This window comes from Micromonospora sp. NPDC023869 (genome assembly GCF_055559695.1).
This window is the reverse complement of sequence record NZ_JBVHKD010000001.1, coordinates 235045-253198: the sequence shown is the minus strand read 5'-3', so window position 1 is coordinate 253198 and position 18154 is coordinate 235045. Positions and strand designations below refer to the sequence as shown.

General features: G+C 72.7%; 21 protein-coding genes. 9 read left to right on the top strand and 12 right to left on the bottom strand.

What is annotated here, in order from left to right:
• Nucleotides 1-55 precede the first annotated feature (55 nt).
• Both ACZ31C_RS01195 and ACZ31C_RS01190 read left to right on the top strand, forming a co-directional pair.
• Nucleotides 56-223, top strand: a complete 168-nt coding sequence (locus ACZ31C_RS01195) for a DUF3117 domain-containing protein (RefSeq protein ID WP_013283866.1) — start codon at nucleotides 56-58, stop codon at nucleotides 221-223.
• 142 nt (nucleotides 224-365) lie between these two features.
• Nucleotides 366-1829: a leucyl aminopeptidase family protein gene (locus ACZ31C_RS01190; RefSeq protein ID WP_465793688.1), complete on the top strand. Its 1464-nt coding sequence runs from the start codon at nucleotides 366-368 to the stop codon at nucleotides 1827-1829.
• 28 nt (nucleotides 1830-1857) lie between these two features.
• Here ACZ31C_RS01190 and ACZ31C_RS01185 read toward each other — a convergent pair whose 3' ends face one another.
• Nucleotides 1858-2532, bottom strand: a complete 675-nt coding sequence (locus tag ACZ31C_RS01185; protein WP_396740882.1) for an O-methyltransferase — start codon at nucleotides 2530-2532, stop codon at nucleotides 1858-1860.
• A gap of 257 nt (nucleotides 2533-2789) precedes the next feature.
• On the opposite strand from ACZ31C_RS01185, the gene ACZ31C_RS01180 reads away from it, so the two are divergent.
• Both ACZ31C_RS01180 and ACZ31C_RS01175 read left to right on the top strand, forming a co-directional pair.
• Complete coding sequence (locus ACZ31C_RS01180; RefSeq protein ID WP_465794338.1) at nucleotides 2790-4046, top strand: S1C family serine protease; 1257 nt, start codon at nucleotides 2790-2792, stop codon at nucleotides 4044-4046.
• A gap of 73 nt (nucleotides 4047-4119) precedes the next feature.
• Entirely contained in the window at nucleotides 4120-4554 is a 435-nt protein-coding gene (locus ACZ31C_RS01175; protein WP_396740881.1) for a twin-arginine translocase TatA/TatE family subunit, read from the top strand.
• Between the two features lie 15 nt (nucleotides 4555-4569).
• Here the strand turns inward: ACZ31C_RS01175 and ACZ31C_RS01170 are convergent, their stop codons facing one another.
• The 3 genes from ACZ31C_RS01170 to ACZ31C_RS01160 all read right to left on the bottom strand — a co-directional run bounded on the left by ACZ31C_RS01170 (nucleotide 4570) and on the right by ACZ31C_RS01160 (nucleotide 7722).
• Nucleotides 4570-5718 carry an Mrp/NBP35 family ATP-binding protein gene (locus ACZ31C_RS01170; RefSeq protein WP_465793687.1) on the bottom strand — a complete coding sequence of 383 codons (1149 nt, stop codon included), beginning with the start codon at nucleotides 5716-5718 and terminating at the stop codon, nucleotides 4570-4572.
• A gap of 74 nt (nucleotides 5719-5792) precedes the next feature.
• A complete protein-coding gene (locus ACZ31C_RS01165; protein ID WP_396740880.1) occupies nucleotides 5793-6419 on the bottom strand; it encodes a DUF1003 domain-containing protein in 627 nt (208 codons plus the stop codon).
• Nucleotides 6412-7722 (bottom strand): magnesium transporter MgtE N-terminal domain-containing protein, encoded by a 1311-nt coding sequence (locus tag ACZ31C_RS01160; protein ID WP_396740878.1) that lies wholly within the window; start codon nucleotides 7720-7722, stop codon nucleotides 6412-6414. Before ACZ31C_RS01160 ends, ACZ31C_RS01165 begins: the two co-directional genes overlap by 8 nt.
• An 81-nt stretch (nucleotides 7723-7803) precedes the next feature.
• Between ACZ31C_RS01160 and ACZ31C_RS01155 the strand changes: the two genes are divergently transcribed.
• Complete coding sequence (locus ACZ31C_RS01155; RefSeq protein ID WP_465793686.1) at nucleotides 7804-8673, top strand: PhzF family phenazine biosynthesis protein; 870 nt, start codon at nucleotides 7804-7806, stop codon at nucleotides 8671-8673.
• A gap of 74 nt (nucleotides 8674-8747) precedes the next feature.
• A complete protein-coding gene (locus ACZ31C_RS01150) occupies nucleotides 8748-9212 on the top strand; it encodes a hypothetical protein (RefSeq protein ID WP_465794337.1) in 465 nt (154 codons plus the stop codon).
• A gap of 14 nt (nucleotides 9213-9226) precedes the next feature.
• Here the strand turns inward: ACZ31C_RS01150 and ACZ31C_RS01145 are convergent, their stop codons facing one another.
• A complete protein-coding gene (locus tag ACZ31C_RS01145) occupies nucleotides 9227-9970 on the bottom strand; it encodes an HAD family hydrolase (RefSeq protein WP_465793685.1) in 744 nt (247 codons plus the stop codon).
• A 107-nt stretch (nucleotides 9971-10077) separates the two neighbouring features.
• On the opposite strand from ACZ31C_RS01145, the gene ACZ31C_RS01140 reads away from it, so the two are divergent.
• Nucleotides 10078-10998, top strand: coding sequence for a DMT family transporter (locus ACZ31C_RS01140; RefSeq protein ID WP_465793684.1), 921 nt, complete (start codon nucleotides 10078-10080; stop codon nucleotides 10996-10998).
• Here the strand turns inward: ACZ31C_RS01140 and ACZ31C_RS01135 are convergent.
• Both ACZ31C_RS01135 and ACZ31C_RS01130 read right to left on the bottom strand, forming a co-directional pair.
• Nucleotides 10995-11840 (bottom strand): SDR family NAD(P)-dependent oxidoreductase, encoded by an 846-nt coding sequence (locus tag ACZ31C_RS01135; RefSeq protein WP_465793683.1) that lies wholly within the window; start codon nucleotides 11838-11840, stop codon nucleotides 10995-10997. The two genes, ACZ31C_RS01140 and ACZ31C_RS01135, sit on opposite strands and share 4 nt — an antisense overlap.
• 111 nt (nucleotides 11841-11951) lie before the next feature.
• Nucleotides 11952-12458 carry a DUF4190 domain-containing protein gene (locus ACZ31C_RS01130; RefSeq protein ID WP_465793682.1) on the bottom strand — a complete coding sequence of 169 codons (507 nt, stop codon included), beginning with the start codon at nucleotides 12456-12458 and terminating at the stop codon, nucleotides 11952-11954.
• A gap of 187 nt (nucleotides 12459-12645) precedes the next feature.
• Between ACZ31C_RS01130 and ACZ31C_RS01125 the strand changes: the two genes are divergently transcribed.
• Nucleotides 12646-13482 (top strand): SDR family NAD(P)-dependent oxidoreductase, encoded by an 837-nt coding sequence (locus ACZ31C_RS01125; RefSeq protein ID WP_396741486.1) that lies wholly within the window; start codon nucleotides 12646-12648, stop codon nucleotides 13480-13482.
• 28 nt (nucleotides 13483-13510) lie between these two features.
• On the opposite strand, the gene ACZ31C_RS01120 is transcribed toward ACZ31C_RS01125, so the two are convergent.
• The 3 genes from ACZ31C_RS01120 to ACZ31C_RS01110 form a co-directional block, all read right to left on the bottom strand.
• On the bottom strand, nucleotides 13511-14017 hold the full coding sequence (locus ACZ31C_RS01120; protein WP_465793681.1) for a DUF4190 domain-containing protein: 507 nt from the start codon (nucleotides 14015-14017) through the stop codon (nucleotides 13511-13513).
• Between the two features lie 625 nt (nucleotides 14018-14642).
• Entirely contained in the window at nucleotides 14643-15050 is a 408-nt protein-coding gene (locus ACZ31C_RS01115) for a CoA-binding protein (protein WP_465793680.1), read from the bottom strand.
• 30 nt (nucleotides 15051-15080) lie between these two features.
• Nucleotides 15081-16124, bottom strand: coding sequence for an Rv2578c family radical SAM protein (locus tag ACZ31C_RS01110; protein ID WP_465793679.1), 1044 nt, complete (start codon nucleotides 16122-16124; stop codon nucleotides 15081-15083).
• A 92-nt stretch (nucleotides 16125-16216) separates the two neighbouring features.
• Here ACZ31C_RS01110 and ACZ31C_RS01105 point away from each other — a divergent pair, with 92 nt between their 5' ends.
• Nucleotides 16217-16621 carry a thiol-disulfide oxidoreductase DCC family protein gene (locus tag ACZ31C_RS01105; RefSeq protein ID WP_465793678.1) on the top strand — a complete coding sequence of 135 codons (405 nt, stop codon included), beginning with the start codon at nucleotides 16217-16219 and terminating at the stop codon, nucleotides 16619-16621.
• 24 nt (nucleotides 16622-16645) lie between these two features.
• On the opposite strand, the gene ACZ31C_RS01100 is transcribed toward ACZ31C_RS01105, so the two are convergent.
• A complete protein-coding gene (locus tag ACZ31C_RS01100) occupies nucleotides 16646-17578 on the bottom strand; it encodes an MFS transporter permease (protein WP_465793677.1) in 933 nt (310 codons plus the stop codon).
• Nucleotides 17575-18015, bottom strand: coding sequence for a hypothetical protein (locus tag ACZ31C_RS01095; RefSeq protein ID WP_350695945.1), 441 nt, complete (start codon nucleotides 18013-18015; stop codon nucleotides 17575-17577). Before ACZ31C_RS01095 ends, ACZ31C_RS01100 begins: the two co-directional genes overlap by 4 nt.
• Nucleotides 18016-18154: the final 139 nt, after the last annotated feature.

The window sequence follows — 18154 nt, the reverse complement described above, 5'->3', positions numbered from 1 at the left end:
CGAAGTGGCTGTGGGGCAACCCACCGACCCTGGTGTAGGTCTGAGGGGAGACAACATGGCGGCGATGAAGCCGCGGACGGGCGACGGTCCGCTGGAAGTCACCAAGGAGGGCCGGGGCATCGTCATGCGGGTCCCGCTGGAGGGCGGTGGCCGGCTCGTCGTCGAGATGACTCCCGACGAGGCGACGGCGCTCGGTGACGCGTTGAAGGCGGCCGCCGGCTGAACAAGGCCGGTTCGTCGGCGACGCTCGCCGCCGCGGACGGTTCGTCAAACCCTGAGCCACCGGCTGAGCCGGTGGCTCAGGGCCTTCACACCATCTCGCCGGGCAGCCGCCCCGCGATCGTCCTCAGGAGGTACGGCTCCGCGTGCTCGCCATCCGTCTGACCGCCGAGCCGGACCGGCTCGACGTCCTGGCCCTGCCCGTCCGACCCGGCAACGACGACACGTCGGCCGAGCCGGTGCCCACCGGGGCGCCGCTGCCCACGGGGGTCGCCGACGAGGCTGCCGCGCTGGTCGCGCCGGCCCGGGTCACCGGCCGGTCCGGTCAGGTCCACACCCAGGTGCGGCCCGGTGGCACCCCCGCCCGGCTGCTGCTGCTCGGTGTGGGTGAGGCGGATGAGGCGGCCTGGCGTGCGGCGGGTGCCGGACTGGCCCGGGCAGCCCGAGATGAGACTCATGTCACAGTGGCGTTGCCGACGGAGGTCTCGCCCGAGGCGGTGCGCGGGCTGGTCGAGGGTCTGCTGCTCGGCTCGTACCGCTTCCGCCTCGGTGACGACGGGGACGCCCCGACGCTGACCGGGGTCGACCTGGCGGTCACCGACCCCGACGCGTACGCGCCGGCCGTCGCGGCGGCCCGGACCACCGCCGAGATGACCCGGCTGGCCCGGGACCTGACCAACACGCCCTCCTCGATCAAGAACCCGGAATGGTTCGCCGCCCAGGTCACCGACGCCGCCGCCGACCTGCCCGGACTCCGGGTACGGGTACGCGAGCCGGAGCAGCTGGCCGCCGAGGGGTTCGGCGGGATCCTCGCGGTGGGCGGCGGCTCGGCCAGCGGCCCCCGCCTGGTCGAGATGGACTGGCACCCGGCCGACGCCCGGACCCACGTGGTGCTGGTCGGCAAGGGCATCACCTTCGACACCGGCGGCATCTCGATCAAGCCCGTGCCGGCGATGAAGTTGATGCGCAAGGACATGGCCGGGGCGGCGGCCGTCGTCGCGGCCACCCTGGGCGCGGCGGCCCTGCGACTGCCGGTCCGGATCACCACGCTCACCCCGCTGGCCGAGAACATGGTCAGCGGCTCGGCGTTCCGCCCCGGCGACGTCATCCGGCACTACGGCGGCCTGACCAGCGAGACCACCAACTCCGACGCCGAGGGCCGGCTGGTCCTCGCCGACGTGCTGGCGTACGCCGTGCAGGAGCTCAAACCCGACCTGCTGATCGACCTGGCCACGCTGACCGGGGCGAACGCGGTCGCGCTCGGCACCCGCATCGGCGCGCTCTACAGCGACAACGACCAGTTGGCCGCAGACCTGCTGGCGGCCATCGACACGGCCGGCGAGTCCGCCTGGCGAATGCCGCTGGCCGCCGACTACGTCGAGCACCTCGGCAGCGACGTGGCCGACCTGCACAGCGCACCGACGCAGGGGGCCGGATCGGTGCTGGCCGCGCTCTACCTGCGCGAGTTCACCGGCGAGCTGCGTCAGCAGTGGCTGCACATCGACATGTCGGCGCCGTCGTGGTGCGACCGCGACGACGCGGAGCTGACCCGGGGCGCGACCGGCTGGGGCGTACGCGGCCTGCTGCGCTGGCTGGCGACCCTCTCCTGACCGACGGCTCGGCGGCGGTGCGCGCGGATCAGCAGCGCACCGCGGCCAGCAGCCCGTGCCCCACCGGCAGCATCGCCGGGATCCAGTGCTCCGACTCGCGGATGGCCTTGATCGTCTCGCGTACCGTCACCGTCTCCGCGTCCCGGGCGGCCGGGTCACCGATCCGGCCCCCGGCCAGCGTGCCGTTGAGGACCAGCACCCCGCCCGGCCGCAGCAGCCGCAGCGCGGCCTCCACGCAGGCGGTGAAACCGGTCGCCTCGGCGTCGACGAAGACCAGGTCGTACGCGCCGTCGGCGAGCCGGGGCAGCACGTCCAGCGCGCGTCCGGTGATGATGCGGGTCCGACCGGCGACGAAACCGGCCTCGGTGAAGATCCGGCGGGCGATCCGCTGGTGCTCCACCTCGACGTCGATGGTGGTGAGTACCCCGTCGGCCCGCATCCCGCGCAGCAACCAGACGCCGCTGACCCCGGTGCCGGTGCCGATCTCGACCACCGCCCGCGCGTTGCCGGCGGCGGCGAGCAGGCGCAACGCGGCGCCCGCACCCGGGGTGACCGCGTCGAGTCCGACCTCCCGGGCGAGGCTGCGCGCGGTACGCAGCACGAGATCCTCGGTGACGTACGACTCGGCGAACTGGAGAGCCGGGTTCGTCGAACTGCCGGAACCGGCGACCGTGGCGATGGGACACCTCCGGGCGGCGAGCATGATGCGCAGGGCGGGTGGGCACTGTGACTCTAGAGGCGGCCCGCCACCGGCGCAGCCGCGCGTCCACCCGCAGTGACAACCGCTGACCTCATGCGGCACATCCGTGCAATCCTGGAAGCGGTATCCCGTCGACGGCATCGGGGCGGCGTCCGATCGCCGGATCGCGGGACACCGGGGGACGGACTGGGAGGCACCGAGTGACCGACGGCTGGGACTGGCGCCAGCCCGGCGCGAGCGGCGTACCGGCGGGACAGCCGGTGCCCGGAACTCCGCCGGCAGGCTCGTCGGCACGCGAGGGCGCCCCGCCGGGCGTCTCACCGTGGTGGTCCGACGCGCTCAGCGACCCGTGGCGGGACCCGAACGCTCCGACGGCGGTGGTGCTGCCGGCGGCACCGGTCGCCGGTGCAGAGCCGGAACGGGTCACCGACCCGGACGCGCCCGGGCGCCCGAAACTGCACCAGATGCTGCTGGTTCCCCTGCTGGCCGCGTTGCTCGCCGGCACACTCGGCGGTGCCCTCGGGTACGCCTTCGCGGTCCGTGGCGGCGCGGCCGGGCCGGTGCTCGGCGCCGCACCCGGGACCGCCCCCACACTCGCCCAGCGCCCGCCGGAGTCGCTGGCCGGGGTGGCCGAGCGGGTCCTGCCCAGCGTGGTCACCGTCCGGGTGGCCGGGGTGGGCGGCACCAGCGAGGGCTCCGGCTTCATCGTCAGCACCGACGGACACGTGATCACCAACGACCACGTCGTCGCCGGTGGCAGCGGCAAGGCGTCGGTGGTCTTCAACGACGGCAGCACCGACTCGGCGACGGTGGTGGGTCAGGATCCGGAGTCCGACATCGCCGTGATCAAGGTCTCACGTACCGGCCTGCGCCCGGTCGAGTTCGGCGACTCCGACGCCCTCGCGGTCGGCGACCCGGTGCTGGCCTTCGGCTCGCCGCTGTCGCTGGCGAACACGGTCACCTCGGGCATCGTCAGCGCGCTGGACCGGACCATGCAGGCCGGCGAGCCGGGCGGCCCGACGCGCTACTACGCCGCGATCCAGACCGACGCCGCCGTCAACCATGGCAACTCGGGTGGTCCGCTTGTCGACGCGGCGGGACGGGTGATCGGCGTCAACTCGACCATCAAGTCCCTGGTCGCGGACGGCCAGGAGGCCGGCAACATCGGTCTCGCCTTCGCCATCCCGATCAACCAGGCGAAGCGGATCACCCAGGAGATCATCGGCACCGGCAAGGCCCGGCGTACGGTGATCGGCGCTCAGGTGGGCGGACCCGGCGCCAACACCGGCGGCTCGGGTGTCCGCCTCGCCGCGGTGGAACCGGCGGGGCCGGCGGCCGGCGCCGGACTCCGGGCCGGCGACGTGATCCTGCGGCTCGACGGCCGACCCATGACCGAGCCGACCGACCTGATCGCCCTGGTCCGCAAGTACGCCCCGGGCTCAGTGGTGACCGTCGAGTACCGGCGGGGCAGCGACCAGCAGAACGCCTCGGTCACACTGGCGGCGGATGCGAAGTGACCTCGCAGAACCCCTTCTGGCCGGGCCCCCGACGTGCGTACTCTGGCTGCGGTAGCCGGGGGAGGAGGACGGGGTGTTCGAGAACCTGAACGTGTGGGAGGTCGGCGCGCTGCTGCTGCTGGCGCTGCTGATCTTCGGCGACCGGCTGCCGCAGGTGATCAGCGACGGCCTGCGGATGGTGCGCAACCTGCGGAACATGGCGCGCAACGCCACCACCGACCTCAGCAAGGAACTCGGCACCGACATCCAGCTCGAGGACCTGCACCCCAAGGCGTTCATCCGCAAGCACCTGCTGAGCGAGGAAGACGAGCAGGCGATCCGCAAACCGTTGCAGGGTGTCTACGACAACCTCCGGGCGGACGTCACCGGCGTGCACAACGACCTCAAGGACGTCGCCACCGCCGCCGACCCGCGTACCCCGGCCGCCACGTCGTCGGCGGCGCGCACCACCGCACCGGCGGCGTCCCCGCCGGCCCCGCGCGCCGCCAGCTACGACGAGATCACCTGACGGCGCGCCTGGCGGTCAGCGACCGGCCACCGTGAGACCGAGCGGCTTGCCCAGCAGCGATTCCCGGCGCAGTGCGAGCCGGTCGGCGACCTGGCCCAGCGCCTTCGCCGCCGGGGAGTCCGGCGCGGCCAGCACGATCGGGTTCCCCTCGTCGCCGGCCTCGCGCACCCGGGTGTCCAGCGGCACCTGACCCAGCAGCGGCACCTGCGCGCCGATGGTCTGCGTCAGCGAGTCGGCGACGGTCTGGCCGCCACCGGCACCGAAGACCTCCATCCGGGAACCGTCCGGCAGCTCCAGCCAGGACATGTTCTCGATCACACCGACCACCCGCTGGTGGGTCTGCAACGCGATCGCGCCGGCCCGCTCGGCCACCTCGGCGGCAGCGGCCTGCGGCGTGGTGACCACCAGGATCTCGGCGTTGGGCAGCAACTGGGCCAGCGAGATGGCCACGTCGCCGGTGCCCGGAGGCAGGTCGAGCAGGAGCACGTCCAGGTCGCCCCAGTACACGTCGGCGAGGAACTGCTGCAACGCGCGGTGCAGCATCGGCCCGCGCCACACGACCGCGGCGTTGCCGGCGGTGAACATGCCGATCGAGATGACCTTCACACCGTGCGACTCCGGCGGCATGATCATGTCCTCGACCCGGGTGGGACGGCCGTCCGCACCGAGCATCCGAGGCACCGAGTGTCCGTAGATGTCCGCGTCCACCACGCCGACGGAGAGCCCCCGGGCGGCCAGCGCCGCCGCCAGGTTTACCGTCACGCTGGACTTGCCCACGCCACCCTTGCCGCTGGCCACCGCGTACACCCGGGTGCGGGAGCCGGGCTGCGCGAACGGGATGACCGGCTCCTCGGACGCCCCACCGCCGCGCAGCGTGGCCTGGAGCTGCTGACGCTGCTCGGCGCTCATCACCCCGAAGTCGATCTCGACGCCGGTGACTCCGCTCACCGCGCCCACCGCGGCGGTGATGTCCGCCCGCAGCTTGTCCTTCAGCGGGCAGCCGGCCACCGTGAGCAGCAGCGCGACCCGGACCACACCGTCGTCGCCGATGTCGGCGGACTTGACCATGCCGAGTTCGGTGATCGGCCGGCGGATCTCCGGGTCGTTGACGGTGGCCAGGGCGGCCTGGACGGCGTCGTGGACGGTGCTGACGGGAGCTGACATGCCCGCAATGCTACGTCGGTCGTGATCCGCCTTCGGTGGCAGCGGCGACGGTGTGAGCCAGTCGATGACCAGGGTCAGGAGTGGCGGGGGGTGTCGCTGTCGCGCCGACCGTCCCCGAGAAGGTCCCCGTCCATCTCGTCGCGCGGCTCGTCCAGCGGGTCGGCGTCGTCGCCCCGCGCCGCCGACTCCTCCCGGAGCCGTCGCTCCAACCGCTGACGACGCTGCGCCGCCTCGTCCAGCTCCTCGGCCATCCGGGCCAGCTCGGACCGCAGGAAGTCCCGGGTCGCCACCTCACCCATCGCGATTCGCAACGCCGCGATCTCCCGGGCCAGGTATTCGGTGTCGGCCTTCTGCATGCCCGCCCGCCGCCGGTCCTCGTCCAGCGCCACCCGGTCCCGGTCGGCCTGCCGGTTCTGCGCCAACAGGATCAGCGGTGCCGCGTACGACGCCTGGATCGACAGGACCAGGGTGAGGAAGGTGAAGGTGTACGGGTCGAAGCGCAGGGCCGTCGGGGCGAGCGTGTTCCAGACGAACCACAGGGTGATGAACAGCGTCATGTAGACGATGAAGTTCGCCGTGCCCATGCCCCGGGCGATCGCCTCCGACCAGCGACCGAAGGTTTCCTGGTCGACCCGGGGCAACTTCAGGCCACGCGGCTCCCGGGGCAGGTCCAGCCGCTCTGTGCGCCGCTGCTCAGTCATCGACTCGCTCCGTGCTCACGTCGGCGGACTCCGCGCCGTTCGCGGCCTCCGGTGGGGTGCTCGGCACGGCGTCGCGGTCCCGCCAGTCCGGAGGCAGCAGATGGTCCAGCACGTCGTCGACCGTGACGGCACCCACCAGCCTGTTGTTCAGGTCGATCACCGGCATGGCGACCAGGTCGTAGGTGGCCATCCGGCGGGTGATCTCCGGCAGCGGCGTGGCCGGCCGCAACGGGTCGATGTCGTTGACCACCACCCCACCGAGCAGGTCCGCCGGCGGCTCGCGGAGCAACCGCTGGAAGTGCACCATGCCCAGGTAGCGGCCGGTCGGCGTGGCCATCGGCGCGCGGGACACGAACACCTGCGCGGCGACCGCCGGGGAGAGCTGCGGTTCCCGGATCCGCGCCAGGGCCTCCGCCACCGTCGCGTCCGGCGGCAGGATGACCGGCTCCGAGGTCATCACGCTGCCGGCCGTGCCCGGCGTGTACTTGAGCAACTGTCGGACCGGATCGGCCTCGTCCGGCTCCATCAGGTCGAGCAGCACGTCCTGCTCCGGCGGCGGCAGCTCACCCAGCAGGTCGGCGGCGTCGTCCGGATCCATCTCCTCCAGCACGTCGGCGGCCCGCTCCCGGCCCAACGCGGTGAGGATCTCCACCTGGTCGCGCTCGGGCAGCTCGCTCAGCACGTCGGCCAGCAGAGGGTCGTCCAGCGCCGCCGCGACCTCGTTGCGGCGGGCGTCCGGCAGATCCTGCAACGCGTTGGCCAGGTCCGCCGGGCGCATGTCCTCCAGCACGGCCAGCAGGTTGGCGGTCCCCCCGGGCTCGGCGAGGCCGCTGAGCCCGCGTACCTTCTCCCACTCGACCTGCTGGAGGTTGCCCCGACGGGCCAGCCGGCCGGTCTGCTCCCGGGCTGCCACCCGGGTCAGCGACCAGTCCCCGGCGCGGCTGCACTCCATCGCCACGTCCACCACCGTGGCCGCCCGGTTCTCCGGGCCGAGCTGCACCCGACGGTCGAGCAACTCCTGGAGCACCAGCAACTCGTTCGGGCGCTTCTCGAAGCGGCGCAGGTTCAACGTGCCACTGCCCAGCACCACCGCGTCCGCGTCGATCGAGATGATCCGGTTGATGGAGAGGAAGATCCGCCGTCGCATCGGGATCTCGGCGACCAGGCCCACCACCTCGGGCGGCCGTGAGCCGGTGCGGAGCCGGGCCACGGCGTCGCGTACCCGGCCCACCTGGTCGCCGTTGGGATCGAAAACGGCGACTCCGGCGAGACGGGCGAGGTAGACCCGGGTCGGCGTGCTCACGGGCACCAGCCTAGGGCGTACGCGGAACTCAGCACCCGGCTGTCACTTCCGGACAGCCCGGAGGGCCTAGTCTTTACCAACATGTCGACCTTGGCTTACGAGATCGTGGACGTCTTCACCGATCGTCCGTACGCGGGGAACCCGCTCGCGGTGGTCTTCGGTGCCGACGGGCTGGCCACCGAACAGATGCAGGCCCTGGCCCGGGAGTTCAACCTCTCCGAGACGGTTTTCGTGCTGCCCGCGACCCAGGTCGGTGCCACCTATCGGGCCCGGATCTTCACCCCGACCGAGGAGTTGCCGTTCGCCGGCCACCCCAGCGTGGGTGCGGCGGTGACCGCCAGCCGACGCGGCCTGTTCGGGACGGGACAGGTCAGCCAGGAATGCGGTGCCGGGGTCCTGCCGATCGAGGTGACCGACGGCGGCGCCACGCTGACCGGCGGCACCCCCACCCTCGGGCCCGAGTTCGACCCGGAGCCGCTGCTGGAGGTGGCCGGACTGGCCGCCGACGACCATCTCGGCCCGGCACCCCGGGTGGCCGGCTGCGGGCTGGAGTTCCCGTTCCTGCCGGTACGCCCCGACGCGCTGGCGCGGGCCGAGGTCAATCCGGTGGCGGCCCGGCGGTACGGAATCGAACACGTGAGCGTCTTCTCCTGGAACGCCGACACGCAAACCGCACAGGCTCGGGTCTTCGTCCCCGGCCTCGGCGTACCGGAGGACCCAGCGACCGGATCAGCCGCACTCGGTCTCGGCGTGTGGCTGGTCGCCACCGGCCTGCTGCCCGGCGAGGGACGTTCGTCGTACACCGTCCGGCAGGGCGTCGAGATGGGCCGACCGTCGACGCTGAGCTGCACGGTGACCGCCGCCGGTGGCACGGCGCTGGGCGCCAGCGTGGCCGGCCACGTCATGCCGGTGGCCCGGGGCGAGATCCTGGTGCCGCCGTTCGTCGGCTGACCGACCGGGCACACGTACGGGAGGATGTGGTGGTGACCGACGAGCGTGACAGCACCCCCCTGGTCGCCGAGGCGATGAAGAAGGCCTTGGTGGCCTGGGTCGCGGTGGCGGGCGGACCCTCGCTCGCCCTGTGGTGCGTGCCCCTGGAGAACGCCCTGTTCGTGGTCAGCGGCCCGGGGGAGCAGAGCGCGCCCGGACTGGCCGAGGCCGACGAGGCCCGGGTGACGCTCCGGGGCGACCACGGCGGCGCGATCGTCACCTGGCCCGCCCGGGTGACCCGGGTGAGGCCCGGCACCGACGAGTGGGACACCCTGGCCCCGCTGGTCGGAGCCAAGCGGCTGAACGCCCCGGGCGCCACCGTCGACCTGGTCGCCCGCTGGGCCGCCGACGACTGCGCACTGCTCCGGCTGACTCCCGGCGGCACGCCCGTCCACGGCGCTGACCTGCCCGCCGACTCGCTCGCCGAACCGCCCCGACCCTCACCGGCCATCCGTGCCGTCCGCAAGCCGTTCCGGCTGCACCGCGTCCGACGGCGCTGACCGCAGCGCCGCCGCTACGGCACCGTCACCGGTGTGGCCCGCCCGGCCGGCACCCGCTGCCGCCGGTCCACCTCCGCCGACTCGACCAGGTCGATCACCTCGCCGAGGGCGCCCAGCACCCGACCGGTCCACTCGGTGTCGACGTTGAAGACCAGATGGTCGACCAGGTCCGGGGCGGCCAACCGGGCCGCGCTCAGCCCGGCCCGCCGCGCGCCGCTCAGCTCCTGACTGCCGCCGTCGCCCACGTACAGGCAGTCCTCCGGACGCAGGCCCAGTCGCGCGCACGCCGCCACGTACAACGCCGCGTCCGGCTTGCAACGCCCCACCTGCACCGAGTAGATCCGCACGTCGAGCAGCGGCGCCACGGCCAACTCCGGCAGGAGCACCGGCAGTTCGTGCGTACAGTCGCTGATCACACCGGTCCGCATCCCCCGGTCCCGCAACGCGCGAAGCGTCGGGACCGCCTCGTCCCGCAACCGGGTGTCGCTACGCACGGCGTCCAGCCGGGCCGCAGCCGCCGCCCGCACCGCCTCCTCGGTCGGCCGTACGCCGGCCTGCTCGCACAACCAGCGCAGGGTCGCCTCCGCAGAGCCGAAGCGCCCGGCGGCGCGCTCGTAGAACGTGCGGTCGAGCAGCTCGACGAAGGTCTCCGGCGGACAACCGAGCAACTGGGCGGTGACGTGGTGACCGGGACCGCGCTGGACCGGACGGGTCAGCGTGCCGAAGAAGTCGAACAGCACCGCCTGGAACCTGGGCATGGGGAAGCGCCTCCGGGCGGGGTGAGGGGGGTCCCGACGGGCTGCGCATGATCGTAACGGACCGCTGACGGAAAGTGGTCATCGCGGTCGTGTGAGGATTGCGTCTCGTGCCACCCGAACCACACCGTCCCCCGGTCGACCTGCTGACCACCGGCGCACTCGCCATCGCCGTGGTGGCCGTCTCCTCGTCCGCGCCGCTGATCGCGTTCGCCGCCGCGCCTGCACTGGCCCTCGCCTTCTGGCGCAACGTGCTCTCGGTCGCCGTGCTGAGCCCGTACGCGCTCACCCGTCGACGGACCGAGTTCCGCTCACTGCTGACCGGCGCGAACCGGCGTCAGGGCATCTTCTGCGCACTCTCCGGGGTCGCGTTGGCCGCACACTTCGCCACCTGGATGCCGAGTGCGAAGCTCACCACCGTCGCCGCCGCGACCGCCCTGGTCGCCACCCAGCCGGTCTGGCAGGGGCTGATCGCCCGCCTCCAGGGCCGCCGACTGCCGCTGGGCGTGTGGGCCGGCATCGGGGTGGCGGTGCTCGGCGCGGTCCTGGCCACCGGTGCCGACTTCACCGTCTCCGGCGCCGCCTTCGCCGGTGACCTGCTGGCTCTGGCCGGTGGCCTGTTCGGGGCGATCTACACCGCGCTCGGCGAGCGGGCCCGGGTCACCGTCAGCACCGCCACCTACACGACCATCTGCTACGCGGTGTGTGGACTCGTCCTGCTGGTGGTCTGCCTGGTCGGCCGGGTGCCGTTGGGCGGCTTCGACACCGGCACCTGGCTCGCCGTGATCGCGCTGGTCGCCGGGGCCCAACTGCTCGGCCACTCGATGTTCAGCTACGCGCTGCGACGGATCCCGGCCACCACGGTCAGCGTGCTGATCCTGCTGGAGGCCCCCGGCGCCGCCCTGCTCGGTTGGGCCTGGCTGGGGCAGCTGCCCGCCGCGTCCAGCGTGCCCGGCCTGCTCCTGCTGCTGGTCGGGGTCGCAGTGGTGGTGCTCACCAGCGCCCGGTCCGCCCGCCGGGTCAGCCGCTAGGCGGGCAGGCCGACCGCTGCCGCGCTGGCCGCCCAGAGTCGGGCCGCGAGCTGCGGATCGGACGCCTTGCGCAGCGGACGGCGCGGTCGGCAGTCGAAGTAGTAGCCGCCGCCGATCAGGCGGGACCGGTCCTGGTTGGCCAGCCACACCAGCGTCTGCGCCCCCTTGACCGGACCGCGCAGCGGCAACAACCGCATGCCCAACGCGACCAGCCGGCTGTCGCTGCCGAACCGGGTCCGCACCACACCGGGATGGAAGCAGTACGAGTCGACCGCGGACCACCGCCGGGCCGCCTCGGCCGTGAACAGGATGTTGGCCTGCTTGCTGGTGCCGTACGCGCCCATCGGGCGGTACCGCCGCAGCGGCCGGTTCAGGTCGTCAGGGTCCAGCGAACCGCTGCGGTGCGCGCCGGAGGCGGTCACCACCATCCGCCCGACCCGGTCGGCCAAAAGGTTGCTGAGCAGGAACGGCGCCAGATGGTTGGCCTGGATGGACAGCTCGAAACCGTCGACCGTGGTGATCGGTTGGAGCACGATCGCACCCGCGTTGTTGGCCAACACGTCGATCCGGTCGTACGCGGCCCGCACCTGCTCGGCCAACCGGCGTACGTCGTCGAGGGCCGCGAAGTCGGCACGGAACGTCTCGGGACGCTCACCGGACGCCTCGCGTACCTCGTCGGCGGCGGCCCGCAGCCGGGCCGGGTCCCGCCCGACGAGCACCAGCCGGTCACCACGGCGCGCCAGGTCGATCGCCGCAGCCAACCCGATTCCGGAACTCGCTCCGGTCACCAGCACGAGTCGACGGCCGGTCAGATCATCCGCAGGTCCATCCACCCCGGTCACGGCACGAGATTACCGTGATCGCCGATCTCGCTGTACCTCGACTTCCCACCGATCTGACGACTGTCGGACCGTCCGCCCGCCCCGAGTTGTGGCCGGGGCGGGCCGACCTGTTCAGACGGTGGTCACGCTGGTGGCCCAGATGATGAAGATCGACACGTAGGCGAGCACCGCCAGTCCGATGAAGGCGGTGAGGATCCAGCCGACGATGATGGCCGCCTTCGCCATCCCCTCGCCCTCCTCGCCGGTCTCCCGGATCTGGCGCATGGCCACATGCCCCATGATCGCGCCGATCGGAGCGGTGACGCACGAGCCGATCCCGATCAACGAGAGAATCAGGGCCACCAGGGCCAGCGAGTTGGTGCTCCGCGGCGGGTAGCCGTAGCCGTAGCCAGGCTGCACCGGCGGCGGGTAGCCGGCGGGCGGGTACTGCGCCGGAGCCGGCGGGAGGTCGGACTTCGCGGCGTACTGGTCGATCGGCGGGTAGGGATCGGCCGGCCGGTACGGGTCGTACCCGGCGGGCTGCGAGGGGACCGACAGGAGAGGATCGACCGGCGGACCGGAAGGCTGACCGGCCGACGCGGGGTCGGGCCAGCCGCCGGCCGGTGGGGGCTGTGTCATCGGGCTCACTTCCGTCGCGATGTTGTGGCAGTCAGGGTAGCCACCGCCGGGTAGGCCGCGACGCGCCCGACAGCGGGTGCGCGTTGCCCGGCACGGCGGCAGCAGGCAGGATCGCGGCATGGGGATTGACGCGCGCGCGGCGGACCGTTCCGGCAGCAGACCGAGGCGGGACGTGAGCCGGCCGGGTGTGGCCCGACGCCCCCGCCCGGTCGCCACACCGAACGCGGCGGACGACGACGCGCCGGCACCGCTGCCCGAGCCGGTGACCATGCGGCTGGACGGCAAGGTCGCCCTGGTGACGGGGGCCGGCAGCCCGGACGGCATCGGGTACGCCACCGCCCGTCGGCTGACCGACCTCGGCGCCCGGGTGGCGATCGTCTCCACCACACGGCGCATCCACGAGCGGGCCGGTGAACTCGGGGTGACCGGCTTCGTCGCCGACCTCACCGACGAGTCGGAGGTCGGCGCGCTGGCCGACGCCGTCGCCGAGCAGCTCGGCGACGTGGAGGTCCTGGTCAACAACGCCGGGCTGGCCAGCCGGGCGAGCCCGGAGGTGCTGCGGCCGGTCGCCCAGCTCAGCTACGAGGAGTGGCGGGCCGAGATCGACCGGAACCTGACCACCGCGTTCCTGTGCAGCCGGGCCTTCATCGGCGGGATGGCCGAACGCGGCTGGGGTCGCATCGTCAACCTGGCGGCCACCGCCGGGCCGGTCAACGCCCTGCCCACCGAAGCGGCGTACGCGGCGGCCAAGGCCGGCGTGGTGGGCCTGACCCGGGCCCTGGCCATGGAGATGATCGCCGACGGGGTGACCGTCAACGCGGTCGCGCCCGGCACCATCTACACCGCCGCCTCCACGATGGCCGAGATCAAGCAAGGTCTGGGGACCCCGGTCGGGCGTCCCGGCACCCCCGACGAGGTGGCCGCCGCGATCACCTTCCTCTGCTCACCGGCGGCGTCGTACATCACCGGGCAGATGCTGGTGGTCGACGGCGGCAACAGCGTGCGGGAGTCGCAGTTCCGCTGACCGCGCCCAGGCATTCGGGTGGCCGTGGTCAGGTGTTCGTGCCGCTCGATCCGGCCCAGACGACCAGCGCCAACCAGCCGCAGCAGGCCACCAGGTAGAGGCCGGTGAAGATGTAGCTGAGCACCAGCCCCCAGGTGGCGAGCTGGTCGCCGTCCTCGCCGCTGGTGCGGAGTTGACGCTTGGCCAGATGACCGAGGGCGATGCCGGCCGGGGCGAAGACGAACGCGAAGACCAGCGACAGGATCGCGAGCACGTTGGTGCCGCCACCGCCACCGCCACCGCCATAGCCACCTCCGCCTCCGCCCGGATGTGGTGACGGCGGTCCGTACTGCCCGTAGGGGCCCTGCGGCGCGTACGGCGGCTGCTGCCCCCACTGCGGCCCGTGCGGCGGCTGCCCCGGATGCTCGTACGACGGCTGCCCGTAGGCCGGCTGCCCATACTGCTCACCCGAGGGCGGGCCGTACGGCGGCTGTTGGCCGCCCGGCGGCGGCTCGTAGGGCGACGGTGGCTGGTCCGGCTCCGGTGGCTGGCTCACGTTTCTCGACGTTACCCGCAGTGATGGACCCTGTCCCTACGGTTGTCAGGAAGGGGTCCGCCCCGATCGTCCCCGGGAATCGCTGCCGAGCGGGATCGTTCGTGCCGTCGCCGTTTCGGGCCGGCCGTCTCATGGGTGTCCTTCGGGCTCCCTGTCGAGCTGAGCCGTTTGTGCGGTCGCGGCTCCGGGCTGGTTGTCCCCACGGTGTCCTGCGGGCTCGCTGTCGAGCTGAGTCGTTTTTGCGGTCACTGCCCTGGGTCGACCAGCGGCCTGGACAGCGCGATCCGTCTTCGCTCTCAGCTCGATAGTGCCCGTGCCCGTGCCCGTGCCCGTGCCCGTGCCCGTGCCCGTGCCCGGCACAACAGTCGTCGAGGGCCACCACCCGGATCCGACGGCGGCCGGCCCGATCGCATCTGACGTCCCAGCCGTCTCAACCGGCCGTATCGGCTGAGCGGGTCAGTGCAGCCCAGTTCCGCCCAGTTCGGATCAGCCCCTCAGAGTCAGCCCCATCCGGATCGGTCTGCAGAGCCGGCCACCCGGGTCAGCCCACCCGGTCAGGCGAGCCGGGTCAGCCCAGCGGGGGCAGCCCAGTCGGGTCAGCCCAGCGGGGGGCAGCTCAGCCGGGTCAGGCGAGTCGGGTCAGGCCGGCGGCGGCACGCTCGACGATCAGGCAGCGGTCCTCGACGTAGTCGATGCCGGCCTGCTCCGCGATCTCCCGTGCCTGCGCGGAGACGATGCCGAGCTGCAACCAGACCGCCGGGGCGCCGATCGCCACCGCTTGGCGGACCACCTCGATGGCGTCCTCCGCCGGGCGGAACACGTCGACCAGGTCGACCGGGTGCGGGATGTCGGCCAGGGAGCGGTACACCGGCTCGCCGAACAACTCGTCGGCGGTCGGGTTGACCGGGATGATCCGCCATCCGTACCGCTGCATTTCGGCCGGTACGGCGTGCGCGGCCTTGCTCGGGTCGCGGGACGCGCCCACGACGGCGATCACGGCGGAGTCGGCGAGGATCTGCTGAGCGGTACGCACCAGCCGACTCTATCCGTGCCCGAAAGGCTGTCAGAGCAGGCTGAGCTGTTCGGGGGCGGGTGGGGCCGGCGTGGCCACCTGACGGTGCTCACCGGCGTCCGGCCGGTGCAGCCCGTGCCGCCGTGCGGCGATGCGAACCCGTGCGGTCAGCTCCCGCTGGTAGGACTGCGGGGCGTAGGCGCCCGCCCGGTACAGCTCCCGGTAGCGGGGAACCAGGTCGGGATGCTCCCGGGCGAGCCAGCGCGCGTACCACTCGCGGGCGCCGGGACGCAGGTGCAGCGGGAGCGGCGTCACGCTGGCCGCACCGGCGGCGGCGATCGCGGCCACGGTGGCGTCGATCGACTCGTCGGAGTCGCTGAGGCCGGGCAGGATCGGCGCCATCAGCACCCCCACCGCGAAGCCGGCGTCGGCGAGTTGGCGTACGGCGTCGAGTCGCCGTCGGGGGCTCGGGGTGCCGGGCTCGACCGACCGCCACAGCCGCTCGTCGACGAAGCCCACCGAGAACGACACGCTGACCCGGGTGACCTCGGCCGCCTGCCGCAACAGCGGCAGGTCACGCAGGATCAGCGTGCCCTTGGTGAGGATCGAGAACGGGTTCGCGAAGTCGCGCAGCGCCTCGATGATCGGTGGCATGAGGTGGTATCGGCCCTCGGCCCGCTGGTAGCAGTCGACGTTGGTGCCCATCGCCAGGTGCGCGCCCCGCCAGCGCGGCGCGGCCAACTCGCGCCGGACCAACTCACCGGCGTTGACCTTGACGACCACCTGCCGGTCGAAGTCCGCCCCGGCATCGAAGTCCAGATAGGTATGGGTATTTCGTGCAAAACAGTATAAACAAGCATGGCTGCATCCCCGGTACGGGTTGATCGTCCACTCGAACGGGACGCGGGAGGTGCCGGGGACCTTGTTCAGGATGGACTTGGCGCGTACCTCGTAGAAGGTCATGCCGGCGAAGCCGGGGGTGTCGAAGGTGCGCACGACCGCGTCGGGCAGCGCCAGCGGCAGGGGTGGCGTCGCTGGCGCTGCCCTTCCGGGATCTCCCTCGTCCGGGGGAGCGGCGAGGTTCTCCCAGCGCATGACCGTCATTCGAACACACGTACGACAGTGGTGCAAGTGGCGCGCCGGACACCCTGGTGTGCACGGGCCGGTGGCGGGGCAGGATGGCAGGTATGGAGAGGTCGACCTTCGTCTACGACGGGGACTGCGCGTTCTGCACCCGCTGTGCCGAGTTCATCGAGAGTCGGATTCCGACCGGCGCGACGGTGCTGCCCTGGCAGTTCGCCGACCTGGATCGGCTCGGGCTGACCGAGGCCGAGTGCGAGGAGGCGGTGCAGTGGGTCGGCGACGACGGACACCGGGCCGCCGGTCCGGACGCCATCGCCGCGCTGCTGGCCGGCAGCGGCCGACTCTGGCGGATCGCCGGGGCCGGGCTGCGGTTCCCGCCGGTACGCGCCGCCGCCTGGCCGGCGTACCGCTGGGTGGCCCGCAACCGGCACCGGATGCCCGGCGGTACGGCCGCCTGCTCCCTGCCCCAGGAGACGCGCGACCGCCTCTACGGTCCGTCGGCGGGTTGAGCCTCGGAGCGCGCGACCGCGTCGCTACGGTCCGTCGGCCGGCGTAGTCCCGGACGTCGTCGGCGACGTCCCGGCGCGCGGCGGCGGTGGCGTGCTGATCCCCACGTCCGGCGCGGCGCGATCGGTCGTGCTCCGGCGGGTCATCAGTCGTCGTGCCAGGAGGATCGGACGGACCTTCTCCAGCGGCAGGAAGCTGGTCATGGCGACCAGGTGCGGCGCGAACGAGATGGTGATGGTGGCGATGGTGATCAGGTGGAACGAGTAGAAGAAGCCGACCGTGGCGTGCCGCCAGCGCGCCGGTAGTACGAAGATCGCCGGGCTGAGCAGCTCGAAGGCGAGGATGCCGAACTGCGCCACGAGCAGCAGGTGGGGCACCTGTGCGAGCAGGTCGGCCAGGTCGGTGCCCCGACGGATGATCGCCTTCGCCAGCACCGAGCCGGTCGCCCAGTCCAGGCCGCCGAAGCGGAACTTGGCCAGGGCGGCGAGGAAATAGGTGCAGATCACGGCGATCTGGGTGACCCGCAGGGCCCAGCCGCCGGCCTCGGTGGGCGTGGCGTCCCCGTGTCGGGCGCGGCCTGCGGTCGGTAGCACCGCGAGCGCGACGAGCAGGGCGAACCGGTCGTGGTCCACCTTCCCGTAGCTCATCGCGACGATCATCCACTGGAAGTAGAGGGCGAAGACCGTCCAGCCGAGCAGCCGGGGCGCCCGTCCGCTGGCGGCGACCAGGGCGAGCACCAGCAGGGCCCAGAAGACGATGCCGACCAGTGCCGGGTTGGGCGTGGGCAGCGGCAGGAGGCGGCCGACGAACAACGGCTGGTACATGTCGCCGGGCACGTCCACCTTGGCGCGTACCCAGGGGGTGAAGACGACCAGGTCGGCGGCGACGAAGAGATAGACCAGGGTGCGGAAGGCGGCCACCCGGCCGCGGGGCACCGCCTCGGTCAGCCAACGGATCACGGGTTCACCTGCCAGCGCACGACCGTCTCGTCGGACCACAGTCCGGTGGGGCGGCGGTCGGTGATGTCGTGCCACCGGATCACGATCCGGACCTCGGTCAGTCGAGGCGCGTCGGGTTGACGCCGGGCGTACGCGTCGGCGACCTCGCGCAGTCGGCTCGGGTCGGCGGCGTACTGGGCCTGCTGGCCCTCGATCTCGGCGCGGCGGATGCCGGTCGCCCGCTCGCCGAGGTCGACCACGGTGCCGGTGGTGTCCACGCCCTCCACCCGGGTGTCCGGGGCGTCGGCGTCGGCCGGGTCCGAGGTGGAGTACATCCGGAAGGGCCCGAACGGGAAGTGGTCGTCGTCGCCCCAGGCCGTCCCGGCGAGCAGGAGAGTCAGGCCGAGTGCGGTGGCCGCCACCCGGATCGCGCGGCCGTGGTTCGTCAACGCATCCATCGGGTGCCGAAGATACGGCACGGAGGCCCTGGTACGGCTCCCGCCGACCGGCCTGTGTCGCAGATGTGACGAGCGGGCCGGTGGCGGTGAGCAGAAGCGCCGACGGCCGGGCCCCCGGTGTCGGAGGCCCGGCCGTCGG